The organism is Thermovibrio ruber, assembly GCF_055380895.1.
Genome location: NZ_AP042397.1, coordinates 1406047 through 1425294, shown reverse-complemented (window position 1 = coordinate 1425294; position 19248 = coordinate 1406047). Strand labels below are relative to the sequence as shown.

Sequence of the window (19248 nt, the reverse complement as noted above, 5' to 3'; positions counted from 1 at the left end):
TTTGGAGGGAGAAGTGCTTAATCCGGTAATTTATCTAACCCGGAAAGCTTCATTTCAAGCTCTTTTACGCCAATAGGAACGATTTTTCTAAAGGATTCCAAGAGAGCTCTATTCTCAAGAACCCTTGCTGCCGTGGAGCTCCTCGTAAACTTGTAGTGTTTTGAAAGTAGAGACTTGAGAACGTCGTAGTCCCTCGGCTCAAGCCTTCTAACCTCTACGTAGTCTCTGTTTATCTTCTCCTCAATCTCAGGGTCTAAAACGAAGGCCGTTCCGCCGGTCATTCCTGCACCGAAGTTCTTCCCTACTATTCCAAGGATTACAACGATTCCCCGAACCATGTATTCGCAGGCGTGCTGGCCTGCTCCCTCAACAACGGCTATGGCTCCGCTGTTCCTTACGGCAAACCTCTCCCCAACTACGCCGCTTGCAAAGAGAGCTCCGCCGGTAGCACCGTAGAGAATCGTATTTCCGGCAATGACGTTCTCCGTCGGCTTCCCTTTAAACTCTTCCGGGAATTTGAGAACTATCGTCCCGCCGCCTAAACCTTTTCCTACGTAGTCGTTTGCCTCTCCTACAACCTCAAGAAGGACTCCACTTGGTAGAAATGCCCCAAAGCTCTGACCGGCAACTCCTCTAAACTTTAAGTGAACGAGGTTTTCAGGAAGGCCATCCTTACCGAAGAGGTTAACGATGTGGTAGGCAAGGGAAACTCCAACGCTCCTGTCTGTGTTCTTAATCGGATATTCCTTAAAGAACTTTTCCCCTTTTTTGAGGTGTGGAAGAACATCTTTAACTATCTGCTCGTTCAGTTTAGATTCAACTGGATTGTAAGGGAGCTCCACCCTATTTAACCTGTAAACCGGATTTTTAACTATAGAGGAGAGGGCAAGCTTCCTTGCAAGGGGAAACTTATCTAAAACTTCTCTGTTCTCCTCCAAAAGGTCGTAGCGACCGATTATCTCTTCTAAACTCCTGTAGCCCATTTGTGCAAGTATTCTCCTAACGTCTTCTGCCACAAGCTTAAAGTAGTTAACGACGGTCTCAACAGCTCCTCTGAAACGCTTAATCCGGTTTTCATCTTGAGTTGCAATTCCTACAGGGCAGCGGTTGGTGTGGCAGTCCCTGTCCATAACGCAGCCTTCGGCAATCATTGCGGCAGTACCAAAACCAAACTCCTCAGCTCCCATAAGGGCCGCAATAACAACGTCTCTACCGACTTTAAACCCGCCGTCTACCCTTAGGGCAACCCTGTCTCTCAAGCCGTTGTTTATCAGTTCCCTCTGAGTTTCCGACAGACCAACCTCCCAAGGAAGGCCTGCCCCCTTTATAGAAGAGAGGGGAGAAGCTCCCGTTCCTCCAGATGCTCCACTTACCTGAACTATGTCTGCTTTTGCTTTTGCAACTCCACAGGCAACAGTTCCAATACCAACCTCAGAAACCAGTTTTACGGCAATTCTGGCCTTTGGATTGGCGAGCTTAAGGTCGTAGATGAGCTGGGCAAGGTCTTCTATTGAGTAGATGTCGTGGTGGGGAGGCGGGGAGATGAGGGCAACTCCGGGAACTGAAAACCTTAGGGAAGCAATGTAAGGAGTAACTTTGTGGCCGGGAAGGTGACCTCCCTCTCCGGGCTTTGCTCCTTGGGCGATTTTTATCTCTATCTCCTCGGCAGATGCAAGGTAGGCCGGAGTTACGCCAAACCTACCGGAAGCCACCTGCTTAATCTTACTGTTCCTTATGGTTCCATACCTCTCAGGGTCTTCTCCACCCTCACCGGAACAGCTCTTACTTCCGAGTATGTTCATGGCCTCGGCTATGACCTCGTGGGCAACTTTTGAGAGAGCTCCGACAGACATACCCGGAACCATCAGCCTCTTAACGATTGACTCAACAGGTTCAACCTCTTCAACGGGAATCGGTTCTCTGTCAGACTTTATCTTCAGTAAATCCCTTATGTAAACAGGTCTTGACTCTACGGCTTCAACAACCTCTTTAAAGTCTTCATACTTTCCGCTCCTTGCAGCCTTGAAGATTCCACGGACGACTTGAGGGCTCCAGGAGTGGTAGATACCTCCAGGGCGGAAGCGGAGCTCTCCGGAAGGCTCAGGCTCGCTTTTCTCCTTAGAGAGCTCTACCCTCTTTTTAACAATCTCTTCTATCTCCTCAAGGTCGATTCCTCCAACTGGAGAAGCTGTATGGGGAAAGAACTCCTCAATAACCTCTCTTCCTATTCCAACAACATCAAAGAGGTGTGAACGGTGGTAAGAGGAAATTACAGAAATTCCCATCTTTGACATTATCTTTAAAAGACCGGCGTTTATAGCCTCTTTATAGTTCCTCTCAAGCTCCTTATAGGGTTTGTTGAGCTCAACCTCGTTTGCCTTCAGGTACTCAAAAACCAAATACGGGTAAACCCCAGAAGCTCCAAAGGCTACTAGGGCGGCAGTTTGGTGTGTATCTCTAACCTCTCCCGTCTCTACGATAATTGAAACCCTGTGAAGGAGCTGCTCCCTCTCCAAAAAGGTACAGAGGCCTGAAACTGCAAGAAGCGAGGGAATAGGATACTCAACGTCTCTGTCTGAGAGAATAATTATCTCAACCCCTTCTTCCTCTATTGCCCTTTTAACTGAAGAAAAGAGTCTATTAAGGCCTTCTCTGAGGGAGCTCTCAAACTCCATCTTAAAAGACTTAACCCTAACAAAAGAGGTATTTTTAATCTCCTCAAACTCAGTGGGAGTAAGAAGGGGAGAGTCTATCTCTATCCTGCGCCTCAGTTTCCCTGAAAGGTCTAAGAAATTCACCTTTGAGCCGAGCCTCAGCTTGAGGCTCATTACGGCCTTTTCCCTTATCGGGTCAATAGGCGGGTTTGTAACCTGGGCAAACCTCTGTTTAAAGTGGCGGAAGAGAAGGTAAGGCCTATCTAAAAGGTTGGGAAGAGGAGTATCGTCTCCCATGGAGAAGACGGGCTCTTTTCCCATCTCTGCCATGTATTCAACAACTTCCTCTAAGTCCTCTTTTGAGTAGCAGAACTTAACCAGCTCTTTCAAAAGGTTCTCAGAAGGCTTTGGCTCTACAAATCTTTCCCTCTTCAGTCTGTAGATTTTTCTCCTTACCTCTCTCTCAACTAAGAACTTGTCTGCCATTTCCCTGAGAACTTCTGAGTTCTCCTTTATCTCTCCACTTTCAGTATCAACGACGAATATCTCTCCCGGCATCAGCCTTCCGAACCGGGAAACCTCACTCTCAGGAACGTCAACCATTCCAACTTCTGAACCGAAAATTACTAAACCGGTTTCTGTAATAACGTATCTGGCGGGGCGAAGGCCATTCCTGTCAAGTTTCCCACCTACCACCTTACCGTCTGTAAAGGCAACGGCGGCAGGGCCATCCCAAGGCTTCATTAAGAGGGATGTATACTCAAAGAAAGCCTTCTCTTCGTCGGTTATGCCGTCTAAAAGCTCGTAGGCCGGTGGAATCAGAAGGGTTATGGCGGTTGCCGGGTCAACGCCGCAAACCACCAAGAGTTCAAAGACCCTGTCTAAAGAGGCCGAGTCACTCTCGTTAAATTCAACGAGTGGAAGAACCTCTTTTATTTTTTCACCTAAAACGGGAGAAGAGAGTATGGGCTCAATGGCCTTTATAAAGTTCCTGTTTGCAGTTATCGTGTTGATTTCTCCGTTGTGAGCAATGAGCCTCAAAGGTTGAGCCAGCCTCCACTCGGGGTTTGTATTCGTTGAGTAGCGCTGGTGGAATATGACGATTGAAGAGGAGAGCTCTTCGTTCTGAAGGTCTAAGAAGAACCGTTTTAAATCTGGAGCCAAGAGCATTCCCTTGTAGGCTACAAGGTCAGATGAGAGGGAAACCACGTAGTTTTCCGGGTGGAACTCCGAGAGCTTCTTCTCAAGCCTTCTCCTTAAAAGGTAGGTTTCAACCCTGTCTCCCTCTGGAGCAATCACCTGATAGAAAACGGGCATTGACCTCCTTGCAATCTCACCGCACTGGGTAAGGTCAACAGGAACTTCCCTTAAAATGGCATCTCCCAAAGTCTCTTTAACCTCTTTTTCTATTAGGGAGAGAGACCCCTCAACGTTTCCTTTTAAAAAGAAAGAGCCAACTGCAACCCTTTCTGCCTCAAAATCTCCCCTTATCTTTTTTGCCTCTTTAATAAAGAAGGAATAGGGAACCTGAAAGAGAATTCCGGAACCGTCTCCGGTTCTGCCGTCTGAAAGGGCAGCTCCTCTGTGGGTGAGGTTTGAAACCGCCTTTAACCCTCTATCTATTATTTCGTAGCTCTTTTCTCCGTTAACAGAGGCTATAAAACCAACTCCGCAGGAATCCTTGTACTTATAAGCCATTGTCTCTCCTCTCTTAAAACTTGGTTATTGAGAACCAATTCTATCAAACCTGAAAACGTATTTACCTTTTGGAGAGGTTACGTCCTCAAGGCCTACAAAAACCGTATCCCCTACCTTCTCTTTCCTATACTCTAAAGAGGGGTAGAAAAGATAGCGGGGCTTCATTACCTCAAGAACCTCTTTAAAAACAGGCCTGTCTGGAAAGTCTGCAATAACGAGGAAATCAAGCCTATCTAAATCCAACCGTTTAAAGAGCTCCACTAAAGCCTCTACATCTTCCCTGAATATGGCGTTCTGCTTACTCTTGCCGATTTTTCCTCTAATCTTTAACCACTCAGCCCTCGTAAACTTGGACGTTGAAGGGTTGTAAACTCCGCTTATTCCGCTAAAGGTAAGTCCTTCTTTAGTCCTAAAGAGGCGAGAGAGGAAGTCGGTGCCGGAGCTCCTTCCCAAAACGTCTAAGTTATCAGAAGCTCCCCGACAGTAAAACCAAGTTTTCTCTATCTTTACAGGCTTTTCAAATCCGTGCGGTCCAATAGTTATAACGAGGTCCGGCTCAGAAACCTCAATAAGCCCCTTAAACCTTTCAACTGCACCTTTAATGGAACCTAAAATCAGTATCTCCATAATTTCTCCCTCTATTGGTTAGGGTGGAGAATTATATATGAACCACTTGACACCAATTCTTCGTCTCCTATATTATTCAACGTCCACGATGTGCCGGCTTAGCTCAGCTGGCTAGAGCGGGTGACTTGTAATCACCAGGTCGGGGGTTCGACTCCCTCAGCCGGCACCATACGTGGAGGGGTGGCCGAGTGGTCAAAGGCAGCGGACTGTAAATCCGCCGGCTTACGCCTACGCAGGTTCGAATCCTGCCCCCTCCACCACTGACGCGGGGTAGAGCAGTCTGGTAGCTCGCCGGGCTCATAACCCGGAGGTCGCGGGTTCAAATCCCGCCCCCGCAACCAATAATCCATTTTCGGAACAGTTGACATCTTTCTCAGATTGACTATATTTCCTATGCAACAAGGGCGGGCGTAGCTCAGCTGGCTAGAGCATCAGCCTTCCAAGCTGAGGGTCGCGGGTTCGAATCCCGTCGCCCGCTCCATTTTATTTTTTTCCACTAAACTTTTAATTCCGGCATTTCATTTAAAAAGCTTTCCTCCCTTCCCTTGAATAGCCCTTCCTAAGGATTTACAATTCCAGCAAACAAGTTTTCTACAAGGAGGAAGAATGGCAGAAGTGTTTAAAGGAAGGGCTTTCAAGTTTGGAGACGACATCAACACAGATGAGATAATTCCTGCAAGGTATCTTAATACGTCAGACCCGAAAGAGCTTGCAAAACACGTTATGGAAGATGCAGACCCCGAATTCCCTCAAAAAGTTAAACCCGGAGACATAATCGTTGCCGGTAAAAACTTCGGATGCGGTTCTTCAAGAGAGCACGCTCCAATAGCAATAAAAGCAGCAGGGGTTTCAGCCGTAATTGCAAAGTCCTTTGCGAGGATCTTCTACAGAAACGCAATAAACATAGGCCTTCCGATTTTTGAGTCTCCTGAAGCTGTTGAGGGAATTGAAGAGGGGGACATCGTTGAGATAAACCCCGAAACGGGAGTAATTAAGAATGTAACAAAAGGGAAAGAGTTTAAAGCGAACCCAATCCCTGAAGATATAAGGCAAATAATGGAAGCCGGCGGACTTATGGAATACGCAAAGAAGAAGTTGGGACTAAAGGAGGGTTAAAGTGAAAGAGTTTACGATAGCAGTCCTTCCCGGAGACGGAATAGGACCAGAAATAGTAAAGCAGGCAGTTAAGGTTTTAGACGCCGTTTCAGAAAAGTTCAACGTTAAGCTCAACTACAAATACGGGCTTATCGGCGGAGCCGCAATAGATGAGTTTGGAGTGCCTTTCCCAGATGAGACAAAAGAGATAATCCTCTCATCTGACGCCGTTCTCCTTGGAGCAGTTGGAGGACCTAAGTGGGACAATCTGCCTTTTGAGATAAGGCCGGAGAGAGCTCTCCTCGGAATGAGAAAACTCCTCAACGCCTTCGCAAACCTAAGGCCTGCAAAGCTCTACGATGAGCTGATTGACGCTTCAACCTTAAAGGCGGAAGTTGTTAAAGGCGTTGACATTATGGTTGTAAGGGAGCTTACAAGCGGAATCTACTTTGGAATTCCAAGAGGAATCTTCGTTGACGGAGACGAAAGGGTAGGAATAAACACTCTTCGCTACTACGAACACGAGGTTGAAAGAATTGCAAGGGTAGCCTTTGAAGTTGCAAGGAAGAGAAACAAGAAAGTTACAAGTGTAGATAAGGCAAACGTTTTAGAGGCAACAGTCCTCTGGAGAGAGGTAGTAGAGAAGGTTCACAAAGAGTATGAAGACGTTGAGCTTAACCACATGTATGTTGATAATGCAGCAATGCAGATAATTAGGTGGCCAAAGCAATTTGACGTTATAGTTACTACCAACATCTTTGGAGACATTCTCTCAGACGCCTGTGCAATGCTTACAGGCTCTTTAGGAATGCTTCCGTCTGCCTCAATCGGAGGGAAGATAGGGCTTTACGAACCTATCCACGGCTCTGCCCCAGACATTGCCGGGCAGAACATTGCCAACCCGATAGCAACAATAAACTCTGCTGCAATGATGTTTACATACTCCTTCAACATGCCTGAAGTTGAAGAAGCCATAGACAGAGCAGTTAGAAGCGTTCTTGCAAAGGGATACAGAACTAAAGACATCTACTCCGAAGGTTGTAAGTTGGTCTCAACGGAAGAGATGGGAGATCTGATAGCTGAAGAAATTAAGTCTATGTGAGGGAAGGTATGAAGGGCTACACAGTTGCCGTTGTAGGTGCTACAGGTGCAGTCGGTCAGGAGATGATGAAAGTTCTGGAACAGAGGAACTTTCCCGTTAAAAAACTTATTCCCCTTGCATCTAAAAGGTCTGCAGGGAAGAAGGTAAAGTTCAAAGGAGAGGAAATAACTGTAGAAGAACTGAAGCCTGAAAGTTTTGAGGGAGTTGACATAGCCCTCTTCTCTGCAGGGGGAGACAGGAGCAAACAGTTTGCTCCGGAAGCTGTTAAAAGAGGAGCAGTTGTTATTGACAACAGCTCTGCATTCAGAATGGAGCCTGACGTTCCTTTGGTAGTTCCCGAAGTAAACCCTGAAGACGTTGACTGGCACAAGGGAATTATTGCAAACCCAAACTGCTCAACGATTCAGATGGTTGTCGTTTTAAAACCCCTCCACGACATTGCAAAAATAAAGAGGGTTGTTGTTTCAACGTATCAGGCGGTTTCTGGAGCCGGAGCTCAGGCTATAGAGGAGTTAAAAGAACAGACAAAAGCAGTCCTTGAAGGTAAACCTGTTCCACCGCCTAAGAAGATTCCTAAGCAGATAGCATTTAACTGCGTTCCCCACATAGACAAGTTTTTTGACAGCGGCTACACGAGAGAAGAGATAAAGATGATTAACGAGACGAAGAAGATAATGCACGACGACTCTATAAAGGTTTCTCCAACCTGTGTTCGGGTTCCCGTTTTCATAGGGCACTCCGAGTCTGTTAACCTTGAATTTGAAAAGCCTATAACTGTTGAAGAGGCTAAGAGGGCTTTGGAAAAGGCCCCCGGCGTAACTGTAATGGACGACTTTGAGAACTTTATCTACCCGACTCCAATTGACGTTGCAGGGAAAGACGACGTTTTGGTAGGCAGAATAAGAAAAGATGATACAATAGAAAACGGTCTGAACCTTTGGATAGTTGGAGACAACTTAAGGAAGGGAGCGGCATTAAACGCCGTTCAAATAGCGGAGCTCCTCATTGAAAGGGGACTTATTTAGGAGGATATATGAGCGAGGAGATACTGAAATCCTTAGTTGAAGAGATTCCTGAACTTGAGTCTGCATTAATTATTGATGAAGATGGAATAGTCGTTTACAGGTATGATGGACAGGATGCATCCCTTGATTCAGAAGAACTTGCAACGCAGCTTGTAAACCCCGTAAAGAGCTGCGATGAAACTCTTCAAGACTTAACAGGAGAAAGTGAAAGTCTTGAAGAAACAGTAATTTTCTCTAAAAACTACGCAATATTTGTGTATAAGCTCGTAAACGACACGTTCCTGATAGCCGTTGCAAGGAAAACTCCCCTTTACGGTAGAACAAGGTTTAAGTTAAGGTCAAGGATTCCTAAACTGATAAAAGCTCTGTAGGAGGGGAGAGATGGCAAAGCTTTGGTATTTAGGTCATTCTGCATTCTACGTTGAAGGCGAAGGGATAAGAGCCCTTATTGACCCGTTTTTAAGCGGAAACCCGTGGAAGATAGCAAAACCCGAAGACTTTACAGACCTTAACTACATCTTCGTTACCCATGGCCACGGGGATCACTTGGGAGATGCTATAGAGATATCAAAGAGAACGGGAGCTACCGTCGTCAGCATCTTTGAGGTATGCCAGTACTGTAACCTCAAGGGAGTTGAAAACATCCACGCAATGCACATAGGAGGAAGCTACCATTTCCCCTTCGGAAGGGTAAAGTTGGTTCCGGCTGCCCACGGGAGCTCCGTCATAGAAAACGACCAAGTAGTAACCCTCGGAACCCCTTGCGGAATGCTGATTGAGGTTGAGGGAAGAACTATTTACCATGCAGGCGATACAGGCCTCATAGCAGACATGGAGTTCCTTGGAAGGTACGAGAAAGTCTTTGCAGCCCTTCTCCCCATAGGTGGAAACTTTACAATGGACGTAAGGGACGCAGCAATAGCTGCTGAGCTCATAAAACCACAAATCGCAATTCCAATGCACTTTAAAACGTGGCCCATAATTGACGCCGAGCCTGAAGAGTTCAAGAGGCTTGCAGAAGCAAGGGGAGTAAACGTTCAGATTCTCAACCCGGGAGACGAGTTAGAATTCTAAATGAAAAGAGTCGGAGTTACACTTTCGGGTGGCTTCGTAAAGGGAGCCGCCCACATCGGTTTTCTTAAAGCTCTTGAGTATAAAGGAATTAGCCCGTCGTTCATAGCCGGCTCAAGTGTGGGAGCTCTCATCGGTTTCCTCTACGCCTACGGACTCTCTCTCAAGGAAATTACAGAAATAGGAAAAACGCTCTCCTGGAGGAAACTGGCCAAACCCTGCTTTAAAGGGGGACTTTTCAAGCTTGAAGGACTCTACTCGCTCTTAGTAGAACTTACAGGAAACCCAGACCTTACAGAGCTTAAAATTCCCTTTGCTCCAGCAGTTGTTAACCTAAAAACTTTAAAGCTTGAAATAAAAAGAGAAGGACCATCTGCAGACTGGGTAGTAGCTTCCTGTTCTATTCCTCCTCTTTTCGCCCCCTGGAAAGTTGGAAACAACTCCTACATAGACGGCGGAGTTAGAAACTGCCTACCTGCTGAAGTAACAAAATCTTCCGGAGTTGAAGTTAACATCTGCTCAAACGTTAACACACTTCCAAGCGAGTTTAATCCCTCTTCTATAACCGACGTCCTTGAAAGGTCTTCAGTAGCCAGCATAATAGAAAATCAAAGCTGGAGGCTCCACTACTGTGATATCATAGTTAACCATCAAGTTCCGTTTAGTCCTTTTGATTTCTCCAAGCTTGAAGACTTAATAGATTTGGGGTTCAAGAAAACTCTTGAGGAGCTTGAGAAGTGGCTATAAAGGGCTTACACACGTTTGTATCCGGCAGAGTTCAAGGAGTAGGTTACAGAGCTTTTACGAAAAATATCGCCAACAAGTTAGGGCTTAGAGGTTTTGTTAGAAACCTACCCGATGGAAGGGTTGAAGTTTACGCTGAAGGCGAAGAAGAACTTTTAAAGGAGTTCCTCTCAAAACTCTGGGAGGGTCCTTTCTTCGCAAAGGTAACAGACATTGATTACAAGTTTACTGAACCACGGGGAGAGTATGAGAGCTTTACTATTCTTTATTAGCTTACTTCTAATCACGTATTCAGCAAACGCTGAAGTTTACTACAGGGTTAAAAAGGGAGATTCTCTCATTAAAATAGCGAAGAAGTTCAACGTATCTGTTAATGAGATAAAAAAGGCCAACAGGTTAAGAGGAAGCAGAATATACGTCGGCCAGAAGTTAAAAATTCCTGTAAAAACTAAAAGAAAAAGGAAAATAACAAGAAATTATACTATTTATAGAGTTAAGAGAGGAGACACTTTAGCAAAAATAGCAAAAAAATTCAAAACAACCGTCTCTGAAATAAAAAGGTTAAACAGATTAAAGAAAAACATTATCTATCCCGGTCAAAAGCTCAAAATACCGGTTAAAGGAAAGCTTACAACAAACAGAACCAACTATCAGAAAAAGAACAACCCGGTTTTTGTGCCTAACGGTTTAACAAAAGTTCCCGTCTACAAATACTACAGGGTAAGACGGGGAGACTCTGTCATAAAAATAGCGAAGAAGTTTAAAGTTTCACCGAGAACAATTATAAGGGTAAACGGACTAAAGAGACCCTACATACTCAGACCTGGAGAGAGACTCAAAATACTGGTTGGCTACAAAGACGTTCTAAAGCTTAACAGACCGATACAGTTTAAGTTTCCATTAGACGGAAAAGTAGACCCAACAATTAGAGAAGACGGATATCCGGGAATCTTTATAGTGAGCAGTCCGGGAGCTCCCGTAAAAGCCGCCGAAACGGGAATCGTAAAGTTCGCTGGAAAAGACAGCAAACTTCTAAAAGCCTTTGGAAACATGGTAATTATTCAGCATCCTAAAGGATACAGAACCGTTTACGGAAACCTTGACAAGTTATTTGTAAAGCCCAACCAGCTAGTAAAGAGAGGAGAAGTAATTGGAACTGCCGGGACTTCTGGCATTTGGGGAAAGAGCGGCCTCTATTTTGACATAAGCAGAGTTTACAACGGGAAAACTTACCACATTCAGCCCCTTGAAGTTCTTAAATAGTTGTTAACAATGGTTTATAATAAAACATTAAAAGTTTCAAAGGGGGGGTGTTAATTGTTCAGAATAGTAAAAAAGAGAGAACTTGCAGAGAACGTTGACGAGTTTGTCGTTGAAGCTCCTCTAATAGCTAAAAAGGCAAAACCGGGGCAGTTTGTAATAATCAGAATAAACGCAAAAGGTGAAAGAATTCCCCTAACAATAGCAGATAAAGACCCTGAAGCGGGAACCATAACTTTAATGGTTCAGAGGGTAGGAAAGAGCACTTACCACCTTTCCTGTTTTGACGAAGGAAATTCTATAAGAGACGTTGTAGGCCCCTTAGGAAAACCTACCCACATAAAGAAGTGGGGACACGTTGTTGCAGTGGGAGGAGGGTTAGGCCTTGCCCCCATTCACCACATAGCTCAAGGGGTTAAAGAGGTCGGTAACGAGCTAACAGTAATTATGGGTTTTAGAAGAAAGGAGCTGATATTTTGGGAAGATAGGATGGAGCTCCTTGCCGACAGGGTAATAGTAACAACAAATGACGGTTCATACGGAATGAAAGGTTTGGTTACAGATGCCCTTAAAAACCTTTTAGACTCTAAAACGAAAGTTGACATGGTTATCTGTGCCGGCCCTGTTCCTATGATGAAAGCAGTTGCAGACCTTACCAGAGAATACGGAATACCAACCGTAGCCTCACTAAACCCCATAATGGTCGACGGAACCGGAATGTGTGGAGCATGTAGAGTAACAGTCGGAGGGGAGGTAAAGTTTGCCTGTGTTGATGGACCGGAGTTTGATGCCCATCAGGTTAACTTTGAGGAGCTTATGAACAGGCTCAGAATGTTTAAAGAAAAAGAAGAAGAAGCTATGAGGGAATTCCAGAGAAAACACTGCAGCTGTCACGGGAGATAGGTATGGCAAAGAGGGAGATAATCAAAAAACGGGTCCCTGTTCCTGAAAGAGACCCGAAGGAGAGAGTAAAAGACTTTAAAGAGGTTAAGTTAGGGTATACACCTCAGCTGGCTATGGAAGAAGCGAAAAGGTGCCTTCAGTGTCCACACTCCCCGTGCGTTAAAGCGTGCCCCGTTAACGTTCCTATACCTCAGTTCATAAAACTGATAGAAGAAGGGAAGTTCGTTGAAGCTGCAAGGAAGATAAAAGAGGAGAACATTCTCCCTTCTGTCTGCGGAAGGGTTTGTCCACAGGAAATTCAGTGTGAGGGAGCCTGTGTCGTTGGAAAGGTAGGAGACCCGGTAGCAATCGGAGCTCTTGAAGCCTTTGCCGGCGACCACGAGGCTTCTGTTGGTTACGAGAAAATAGTTATAACGGAGAAGAGAAACAAAAAGGTTGCCATTGTAGGCTCTGGGCCGGCTGGAATAGCCTGTGCAGCCGATTTACTGAAGATGGGATACGAGGTAACGATATTTGAAGCTCTCCACGAACCTGGTGGAGTTTTAGTCTACGGAATACCTGAATTCAGGCTTCCTAACGAGATAGTGGAGAGGGAGCTCTCCTTCCTTAAAGACATGGGAGCCAAAATAGAGTTAAACTTCATAGTAGGAAAAACAAAAACAATCTACGAGCTTTTAGAGGAGTTTGACGCAGTTTTCATCGGCTCAGGGGCTGGACTTCCCTACATGCTAAACATAGAAGGCCTTAACTTAAACGGCGTCTACTCGGCAAACGAGTTCCTAACAAGGGTTCTGTTTATGGCAGCTTACAAATTCCCTGAATCGGATACTCCGGTATTTACCGGAAAACGTTTAGCCGTAATAGGGGGCGGAAACACTGCTATGGACGTGGCAAGAACAGCCCTTAGGCTTAAAGACGTTGAAGAAGTAATAGTTATCTACAGGCGTTCAAAAGAGGAGATGCCTGCAAGGGTTGAGGAGGTAAGACACGCAGAAGAGGAAGGAGTAATCTTTAAAACGCTAACCAATCCTGTAAGGTTTGTAGGTGAAAACGGCTGGATAAAGGCAGTTGAGTGTGTGAAGATGGAGTTAGGAGAGCCCGACGAGTCTGGAAGGAGAAAACCGATTCCCGTTCCCGGTTCAGAGTTCCTCATGGAAGTTGACTCTGTAGTAATGGCAATTGGACAGGGACCAAATCCGGTAGTTGTAGATGGAGTTAAAGAGATAAAGAGGGGTAAGAAGGGAGAAATAGTTGTTGATCCGGAAACCTTAATGACAGACCTTCCTGGAGTTTTCGCAGGAGGAGACGTTATAAGGGGAGGTTCTACCGTAATTGTTGCAATGGGAGACGGAAGAAGAGCAGCTAAAGGAATTCACAAGTACCTAAGTATGAAGAATTAAATTAAGCCGGCCCTTGGCCGGCTCAACTACTGGGCGTAACTGTGAAGACCGGGAATAATCAGGTTTACACCGTAATAGGTAAAGATAACGCTCAAGAAGCCAACTATTGTAAAGTAGGCAAGGGGTTTTCCTCTAAGCCCCTTAATGTAGCGGGCATGAAGGTATGCTGCATAAACGAGCCACGTAATTAAAGACCAAGTTTCCTTCGGATCCCAAGACCAATAACCACCCCAGGCGTACTTAGCCCAAACTGCCCCAAGGATGATTCCTATAGTCAGGAAAACAAAACCTACGGCAACAGACTGATACATCATCTGTTCCATAGCCTCAACTGAAGGGAGTATGTTTGCAATCCCTGTTCTTTTTATTACGTAAAGGAAGAGACAGAACAGAGCTGCCACTACAGCTGAAACGCCTAGGTAGAGAAGGAAGTTCTCTCTGAAGGCTGAATAGATGATAAAGAAGAAGATAAACCAAGTGGTTAAGAAGATAACTATCCAGTCTTTGGTGGTTGTATCGTCTCTCTTTGCAAAGTAAGCATAAGCAATCCCTGCACTCACAGCAGCCGCTGCATAGCCTATGAAGGTTGTTACAACGTGGAAGAGGAGCCAGTTACTCTGGAGAGCCGGAACTAAAGGCTGGGCTTCTTCGCTAAATCCTAAAATTTGGGTGGAGAGCTCTCCAACAAGGGCCAAGGGAACTACAAACATTCCAAAGGCTTTGTTTTTGTATTTCCACTCAAAAATAAGGTAGATAAGCACAGCCATCCATCCAAAGAGCATTAGGGATTCATACATGTTTGTAAATGGAGCATACTTGTAAAAAGCCGTCCAGTCAGAAACCATGTTTACTTTGGCCTTCTCTATTCCCCTAACGATGAACCCTGCTCCCTGAACAATAACTCCGAGCCAGGCGAAAAAGGTAGCAAGCTTTGAAGACCAGCTGCTCTTTGAAAACGTGTAAATGGTGTAGAAAAGGAACGCAAGGAAGTATGCAACCATTCCTGCGTTAAAGAGCGTTACAGAGTGAATCATGACTTTTCCTCCTTAGGGGTATTCTGACAGTATGAAGACTTAAGCACCCCTAAGACCTCCTCAAGCTCCCTGGCAAGGCTCTCTATTCCTTTGTTTGCAAGACCTCCTATTACGAGCCTTGTCTTATCCTCCCCTTTCTTCTCAAGCCTTGCCCATACCCGCTTATGGGGAATAAAGAAGGCAACTATAAGACCACCAATAAGAACTATACTTCCCAGCCAAACGATCCAAGTTCCGGGATCTTTTGAAACCTGAAGGCCGGTATAGAAGACAGGCTTAAAGTCAACCATAGCAAAGGACTTGTCCGTTCCCGGAACTTTGTAGAGAACAAAAGGTTTTATAGCTCCCTCTTGAACTTTTCCGTTCTGGATAAACTCTATTCCTACTGTCATAGTGTTTCCGTCAATGCTGACAATCCGAAGATAGGTACCTCTGCCGAGTTTTATAGGCTGACCGAAGGCGACTCCAACTATCTCCTCTCCTTTGGGAGAAACTACCCTGAGAAACGCCTCTCCCTGGCCGTAACTGGCCTGATAAAAGTAGATGCCTTCATACTTTAAGGGGTGGTTAACCTTAATCGTTCTCCTTAAAACCTCTTTGCCGTTCTCAATAATTGAAAGGTCTGAGATGTAAGCCTTAGGCATTCCTGACGGGTAGAAGTCTATCTTGAACTTGTTGCACTTTACGTAGAACGGAAGCTCTACTATTTTAGGCCCTGAGAAGAAACTTACTAAATTGCTGGAAGTTCCTTCAGCCAAGTTCATGTAACCCCTAAAACCGAAAATGGCTGTTGTAAGCCCTCCTATTAGAACGATTAAAACACCGAGGTGAACTATGTAAACGCCAAATCTCGCGAAGACGTTCTTGTCTGCAAAAATGTGAATTTCCAACTCTTCCTGTTTTGAAACCTCTACTTTATACCTAAGCTTTTTAAGAGCTTCTACTAATTTCTCTTTTATATCCCCAAGTTGTGCTTGAAGTGTTATTGAGTTAGAAATCCTAAGTCCTTTCTCATAACCCGGAGGAAGAGTTTTCCGAGGTTCCATTGCAACTTTCCAGATCTTCGGAAGGCGCTTAATTGAACAGACTATCAGGTTAAGAGCAAGGAGTGTTAAGAGGGCAATATACCACCAGGAGTGATAAACGTCTGTGAAACCTAAAAACTTGAGAATTTTATAGCTCGTTTCGCCATACTCTCTCAGATACTTTTCTGGATCCTGCTGCTGTTCAATAATCGTTCCTACGATTGAAGTTACAGCCAAGGTAAGAAGGAGAACGATGGCAAGTTTTACTGAACTGAAAATGTCGTAGAGGACTTTAAACATTGTGTCTCCTTGCTGTCTGTGTTTTTCGCACTCAAGTAATTAAATCAAAGGGCCCCTGTATAGTCAAGGAGTTTAAAACTTTTGGCTTTAAGAAGAGCAGAAAACGGGTCCAACTCCGGAGTTTCAGAAGGTAAGAAAGAGAAGAGAGCTTCTCTGCCGTAGTCTTCAAGCCCAAGAGCTTTTGCAGCAGAGGTAGTTATCAGGGGAAAGAGCTCCCTCACACTCACCTTTCCATGGAGTGAATAGTAAACAGCTTTAAGTTCATCAACGACAGAGAGATTTAGGTTTGAGCTCAGTCCGTCTGTTGCTAAAGAGAGCTTCTCGTAGCCTAAAAGGTGTTCAACCTTAGGAAAACCGACCTTCAGGTGGACGTTACTGCGGGGGCAGAGAACGATGGAAGCTCCGGCCTCTGTTAGTGAGTCAAGCTCTCTCTCTGAAAGGTTCGTACAATGAACAGCTATTAGGTTTTCGTTAAGAGCTCCCGTCTTTCTCAGGTAGTCAATCAAGTCCTCAGAGCAGACTCTGTCGTAGCGCTTCCTTCCTATAAACGGGTAGATAATATCCTCAAAAAGGTTCTGTTTACACCTAACAAAGAGCTGTTCCTGATAGGTCTCTCCAAGGTGGATCTGAAACTTGTATCCTCTTCTAAGGCTGTCTTCGGCTATTGTTTTTAAAGCCTCAAAGGAGACGGAGTAAACGGAGTGAGCCGAAACAGGTGGATTAAAGTCTTCTGGGTTGAAACTCTTTCCTATAAACTCTCTGAAGGCTTTTACTCTAACCTTTTTAAACTGAAAGTTTGAAGATAGACCGAAAGAGGATATATCACCTACGTAACCAACTCCTGAGGAGTTAAGTTCACTTTCAGCGACAGAGAGGGCTTTAACTACCTCATTTTCAGTAAAAAGGCCTCTCTTACCTATTATCCAAAGGAGCCAGTCAAAGAAAGAAGGGAAGGAGTCTGGGTTAAACGAAAGGAGGGACAGTTCAAGGTGAGTATGGGCATTTACAAAAGGCGGATACAGGTAACCGGAAAGGTATTCAACTCTGTTGAAGTTCCCTTCCGGAAGTTTCCTGTAGTAGCCTGAAACTAAACCGTTCTCAACTACAACCCAGCAGTTTTTTAAGACCTCCCCGTTAGGCTTAACAACCCAACTACTGTTTATGACTATTCTCACAACTGAAACCTCTAACGGCCTTTAAGGCCTCTTCTTTTGTCCTTATCTTACCGAGGGCCTGGAGCTCCAAAAGTTTCTCTTTGAAAACTCCCACGCATCGGTTGGGTTTCTTTATACCCTTTACTTCCATTATCTCCTCTCCTGTAAGAAGGGGCTTTAGGTTCTCAAGCCTTTCCCTGTAAAAGGAAACAAGTTTTCTCAGGAAAACCTCGTAAGAGGGGAGCTCCCTGTAACACTCATCAGAAGTCGCCCCAAAGTCTGCTACAGAGAGGAGTAGAAGGTGAAAGGCGTATGTCCCTACATCTTTAAAAAACCTGTAAACTGCCCTGTCTGAAAGCTCCCCCTTCTTAAACAGGTCGTAGAGGAAAAAGGGTCTCAAGTGGTGCCTCACGCAGGTGTAGGCCATTTTGGAAGCCTTTTTCCCGAAAGAGAGCCTTAAGAGAGCTCCCTTAACAATTTCTGCTCCTAACTTATCGTGACCGTAGAACGTGAGCTTACCATTCTTCTCCTCTACAGTCCCGGGTTTTCCAACGTCGTGGTAAAGGGCAGAAAGCTTTAAGCACTCCCTGTCAGTAAACCCCGGAAAAAACTCCTCACTTCCGACTTTTTCTCCATACTCTTCCAAAATCTCTTCTCTCTTAGGAAGAGCGTAGGTCTCAAGGAGTTCTACACACCTTAAAGTGTGCTCTTTAAGGTTAAACTGATGAAATCCTGAAGGAGGAATTTTCTCTACACCTTCAACCTCCTTAAAAACGGGGTAAAGGGCTCCCAAAGAGTCAAGCTCCCTGAGAAATACGTAAAAGTCGTCCCTTTTTAAAACTTCAACGAGCTCGTCCCTTACCCTTTCGGCGGGAGCTCCCTCTAAAAGCCGGCTACACTCTACAGCCTGAGCGACGAAAGAGGAGTGGTATTCAAACTCAAGCTCTAACTTAAACCTTGCCCCCCTTAAAATCCTTACAGGGTCGTCTGAGAGAGCTCTACTGTAAACAGGCCTGATAATTCCCTTCTGGAGGTCCTCAAAACCTCCGGTTGGGTCTATAAGGAGGGCATCGTCGTTGAAGGGTAGGAAGAGCTCCCTAACATCTACGGCAATGGCGTTTATAGTGAAGTCCCTCTTTTTCAGGTCTTCCTCTATGGAGCTCCCTGAAATTCCGGAGATATCAACCCTAAACCCCTTTCCAACAAAAGAATAAACCGTCTTTACCCTTTCAAAGGAGAAGGGTTTTACAGAGAGCTCCCTCTCTACGCACTCCACAACGGATTTAGGCTCTGGAACGGCAACATCTATATCAACGCTCTCCTTCCTAACACCTAAAAGCCTGTCTCTAACGAAGCCCCCTACAACGTATCCCCCTTCTAAACAGTCCGATATCCTCTCAAGCTTAGGATGGTAAAAGGTTAGCTTGTGAACCCTCTTTTCCATATTTTTCTCTCCAAAGGAGGTGGCATTTGGAAATCCTCAGGGCAGAAAAGGTAGTTAAAGTTTACAAAACTGAAAGCGACGAAGTTGTAGCCCTTAAAGGAGTTGACCTATCACTAAAGCAGGGCGAGTTCTCCCTCTTGATGGGAGCTTCAGGCTCTGGAAAGTCAACCCTCCTCCACATACTGGGAACCCTTGACAGACCTACAGAAGGAAGAGTTTTATACAGGGGAGAAGACGTTTTCAAGCTTAACGATAAGGAGTTGGCCATCCTTAGGAACAGGAAAGTTGGATTTGTCTTCCAGTTTCACTACCTTATAAACGAGTTAACAGTTGTTGAAAACGTGATGGTCCCCCTACTTATAAGGGGAACTCCTGAAAGAAAGGCAAGGAAAAGAGCCGAAAGGGTGTTGAAATCCGTCGGCTTAGAACATAGATTATCTCACAGACCGTTTGAGATTTCAGGAGGTGAGAAGCAGAGAACTGCAATCGCCAGAGCTCTTGTAACCGAACCTGAGATTGTCCTTGCAGATGAGCCTACCGGAAACCTGGATTCACAGAGCTCCCACTCAGTCATCTCAACGATGAAACGGCTAAACCGGGAAACCGGAACCACATTCCTGATAGCCACCCACAACAGCGAGCTGGAAACTTATGCAGATAACGTATACTTTATAAAGGACGGAGTTATCTTAAACAAAACCCAATAGAAGGA

General features: G+C 45.1%; 17 protein-coding genes and 4 tRNA genes. 15 read left to right on the top strand and 6 right to left on the bottom strand.

Annotated features, from left to right (window positions below):
- Window positions 1-17: 17 nt before the first annotated feature.
- Together gltB and ACZ424_RS07625 are read right to left on the bottom strand one after the other, a co-directional pair.
- Entirely contained in the window at window positions 18-4352 is a 4335-nt protein-coding gene (gltB, locus tag ACZ424_RS07630; protein ID WP_464904379.1) for a glutamate synthase large subunit, read from the bottom strand.
- Window positions 4353-4376: 24 nt separating this feature from the next.
- A complete protein-coding gene (locus tag ACZ424_RS07625; protein WP_464904378.1) occupies window positions 4377-4979 on the bottom strand; it encodes a hypothetical protein in 603 nt (200 codons plus the stop codon).
- Between the two features lie 92 nt (window positions 4980-5071).
- Between ACZ424_RS07625 and ACZ424_RS07620 the strand changes: the two genes are divergently transcribed.
- The 14 genes from ACZ424_RS07620 (at window position 5072) to gltA (ending at window position 13579) form a co-directional block, all read left to right on the top strand.
- Window positions 5072-5148 (top strand) — tRNA-Thr (locus ACZ424_RS07620).
- A 5-nt stretch (window positions 5149-5153) separates the two neighbouring features.
- Window positions 5154-5239: transfer RNA gene (locus tag ACZ424_RS07615), tRNA-Tyr, on the top strand.
- A gap of 4 nt (window positions 5240-5243) precedes the next feature.
- Window positions 5244-5320: transfer RNA gene (locus ACZ424_RS07610), tRNA-Met, on the top strand.
- A 63-nt stretch (window positions 5321-5383) separates the two neighbouring features.
- A tRNA-Gly gene (locus tag ACZ424_RS07605) sits at window positions 5384-5460 on the top strand.
- A 125-nt stretch (window positions 5461-5585) separates the two neighbouring features.
- Entirely contained in the window at window positions 5586-6095 is a 510-nt protein-coding gene (gene leuD, locus ACZ424_RS07600; protein ID WP_464904377.1) for a 3-isopropylmalate dehydratase small subunit, read from the top strand.
- A gap of 1 nt (window position 6096) precedes the next feature.
- Window positions 6097-7176 (top strand): 3-isopropylmalate dehydrogenase, encoded by a 1080-nt coding sequence (leuB, locus tag ACZ424_RS07595; protein WP_464904376.1) that lies wholly within the window; start codon window positions 6097-6099, stop codon window positions 7174-7176.
- 8 nt (window positions 7177-7184) lie between these two features.
- Complete coding sequence (locus ACZ424_RS07590) at window positions 7185-8201, top strand: aspartate-semialdehyde dehydrogenase (RefSeq protein WP_464904375.1); 1017 nt, start codon at window positions 7185-7187, stop codon at window positions 8199-8201.
- 8 nt (window positions 8202-8209) lie between these two features.
- Window positions 8210-8572: a roadblock/LC7 domain-containing protein gene (locus ACZ424_RS07585; RefSeq protein WP_464904374.1), complete on the top strand. Its 363-nt coding sequence runs from the start codon at window positions 8210-8212 to the stop codon at window positions 8570-8572.
- Between the two features lie 10 nt (window positions 8573-8582).
- Window positions 8583-9275 (top strand): metal-dependent hydrolase, encoded by a 693-nt coding sequence (locus ACZ424_RS07580; RefSeq protein ID WP_464904373.1) that lies wholly within the window; start codon window positions 8583-8585, stop codon window positions 9273-9275.
- Window positions 9276-10019, top strand: a complete 744-nt coding sequence (locus ACZ424_RS07575; protein ID WP_464904372.1) for a patatin-like phospholipase family protein — start codon at window positions 9276-9278, stop codon at window positions 10017-10019.
- A complete protein-coding gene (locus ACZ424_RS07570) occupies window positions 10010-10288 on the top strand; it encodes an acylphosphatase (protein WP_464904371.1) in 279 nt (92 codons plus the stop codon). Before ACZ424_RS07575 ends, ACZ424_RS07570 begins: the two co-directional genes overlap by 10 nt.
- A complete protein-coding gene (locus tag ACZ424_RS07565) occupies window positions 10263-11279 on the top strand; it encodes a murein hydrolase activator EnvC family protein (protein WP_464904370.1) in 1017 nt (338 codons plus the stop codon). Before ACZ424_RS07570 ends, ACZ424_RS07565 begins: the two co-directional genes overlap by 26 nt.
- A gap of 54 nt (window positions 11280-11333) precedes the next feature.
- Entirely contained in the window at window positions 11334-12179 is an 846-nt protein-coding gene (locus tag ACZ424_RS07560; protein WP_464904369.1) for a sulfide/dihydroorotate dehydrogenase-like FAD/NAD-binding protein, read from the top strand.
- A 2-nt stretch (window positions 12180-12181) separates the two neighbouring features.
- Entirely contained in the window at window positions 12182-13579 is a 1398-nt protein-coding gene (gene gltA / locus ACZ424_RS07555) for an NADPH-dependent glutamate synthase (protein WP_464904368.1), read from the top strand.
- A 26-nt stretch (window positions 13580-13605) separates the two neighbouring features.
- On the opposite strand, the gene ccsB is transcribed toward gltA, so the two are convergent.
- From ccsB to ACZ424_RS07535, 4 genes are read right to left on the bottom strand one after another with little or no spacing between them, the layout of a single operon-like run.
- On the bottom strand, window positions 13606-14613 hold the full coding sequence (gene ccsB, locus ACZ424_RS07550; RefSeq protein WP_464904367.1) for a c-type cytochrome biogenesis protein CcsB: 1008 nt from the start codon (window positions 14611-14613) through the stop codon (window positions 13606-13608).
- A complete protein-coding gene (gene resB, locus ACZ424_RS07545) occupies window positions 14610-15938 on the bottom strand; it encodes a cytochrome c biogenesis protein ResB (RefSeq protein WP_464904366.1) in 1329 nt (442 codons plus the stop codon). The genes ccsB and resB overlap by 4 nt, the downstream gene beginning before the upstream one ends.
- Window positions 15939-15982: 44 nt before the next feature.
- The gene (locus ACZ424_RS07540) at window positions 15983-17113 is read right to left on the bottom strand and encodes an amidohydrolase family protein (protein ID WP_464904365.1); all 1131 of its coding nucleotides are present in this window, start codon (window positions 17111-17113) and stop codon (window positions 15983-15985) included.
- Entirely contained in the window at window positions 17091-18536 is a 1446-nt protein-coding gene (locus ACZ424_RS07535; protein WP_464904364.1) for an HD domain-containing protein, read from the bottom strand. The genes ACZ424_RS07540 and ACZ424_RS07535 overlap by 23 nt, the downstream gene beginning before the upstream one ends.
- Before the next feature lie 26 nt (window positions 18537-18562).
- Here ACZ424_RS07535 and ACZ424_RS07530 point away from each other — a divergent pair, with 26 nt between their 5' ends.
- A complete protein-coding gene (locus tag ACZ424_RS07530) occupies window positions 18563-19243 on the top strand; it encodes an ABC transporter ATP-binding protein (RefSeq protein WP_464904363.1) in 681 nt (226 codons plus the stop codon).
- Window positions 19244-19248 lie beyond the last annotated feature (5 nt).

Excerpts from the sequence above, each read along its gene's own strand:
- ACZ424_RS07590 (WP_464904375.1), top strand. The coding sequence starts at position 7,185 with ATGAAGGGCTACACAGTTGCCGTTGTAGGTGCTACAGGTGCAGTCGGT.
- ACZ424_RS07575 (WP_464904372.1), top strand. The coding sequence starts at position 9,276 with ATGAAAAGAGTCGGAGTTACACTTTCGGGTGGCTTCGTAAAGGGAGCC.
- ACZ424_RS07535 (WP_464904364.1), bottom strand. The coding sequence starts at position 18,536 with ATGGAAAAGAGGGTTCACAAGCTAACCTTTTACCATCCTAAGCTTGAG.
- leuD (WP_464904377.1), top strand. The coding sequence starts at position 5,586 with ATGGCAGAAGTGTTTAAAGGAAGGGCTTTCAAGTTTGGAGACGACATC.
- ACZ424_RS07585 (WP_464904374.1), top strand. The coding sequence starts at position 8,210 with ATGAGCGAGGAGATACTGAAATCCTTAGTTGAAGAGATTCCTGAACTT.
- ACZ424_RS07625 (WP_464904378.1), bottom strand. The coding sequence starts at position 4,979 with ATGGAGATACTGATTTTAGGTTCCATTAAAGGTGCAGTTGAAAGGTTT.
- gltB (WP_464904379.1), bottom strand. The coding sequence starts at position 4,352 with ATGGCTTATAAGTACAAGGATTCCTGCGGAGTTGGTTTTATAGCCTCT.
- resB (WP_464904366.1), bottom strand. The coding sequence starts at position 15,938 with ATGTTTAAAGTCCTCTACGACATTTTCAGTTCAGTAAAACTTGCCATC.
- ccsB (WP_464904367.1), bottom strand. The coding sequence starts at position 14,613 with ATGATTCACTCTGTAACGCTCTTTAACGCAGGAATGGTTGCATACTTC.
- gltA (WP_464904368.1), top strand. The coding sequence starts at position 12,182 with ATGGCAAAGAGGGAGATAATCAAAAAACGGGTCCCTGTTCCTGAAAGA.
- ACZ424_RS07565 (WP_464904370.1), top strand. The coding sequence starts at position 10,263 with ATGAGAGCTTTACTATTCTTTATTAGCTTACTTCTAATCACGTATTCA.
- ACZ424_RS07580 (WP_464904373.1), top strand. The coding sequence starts at position 8,583 with ATGGCAAAGCTTTGGTATTTAGGTCATTCTGCATTCTACGTTGAAGGC.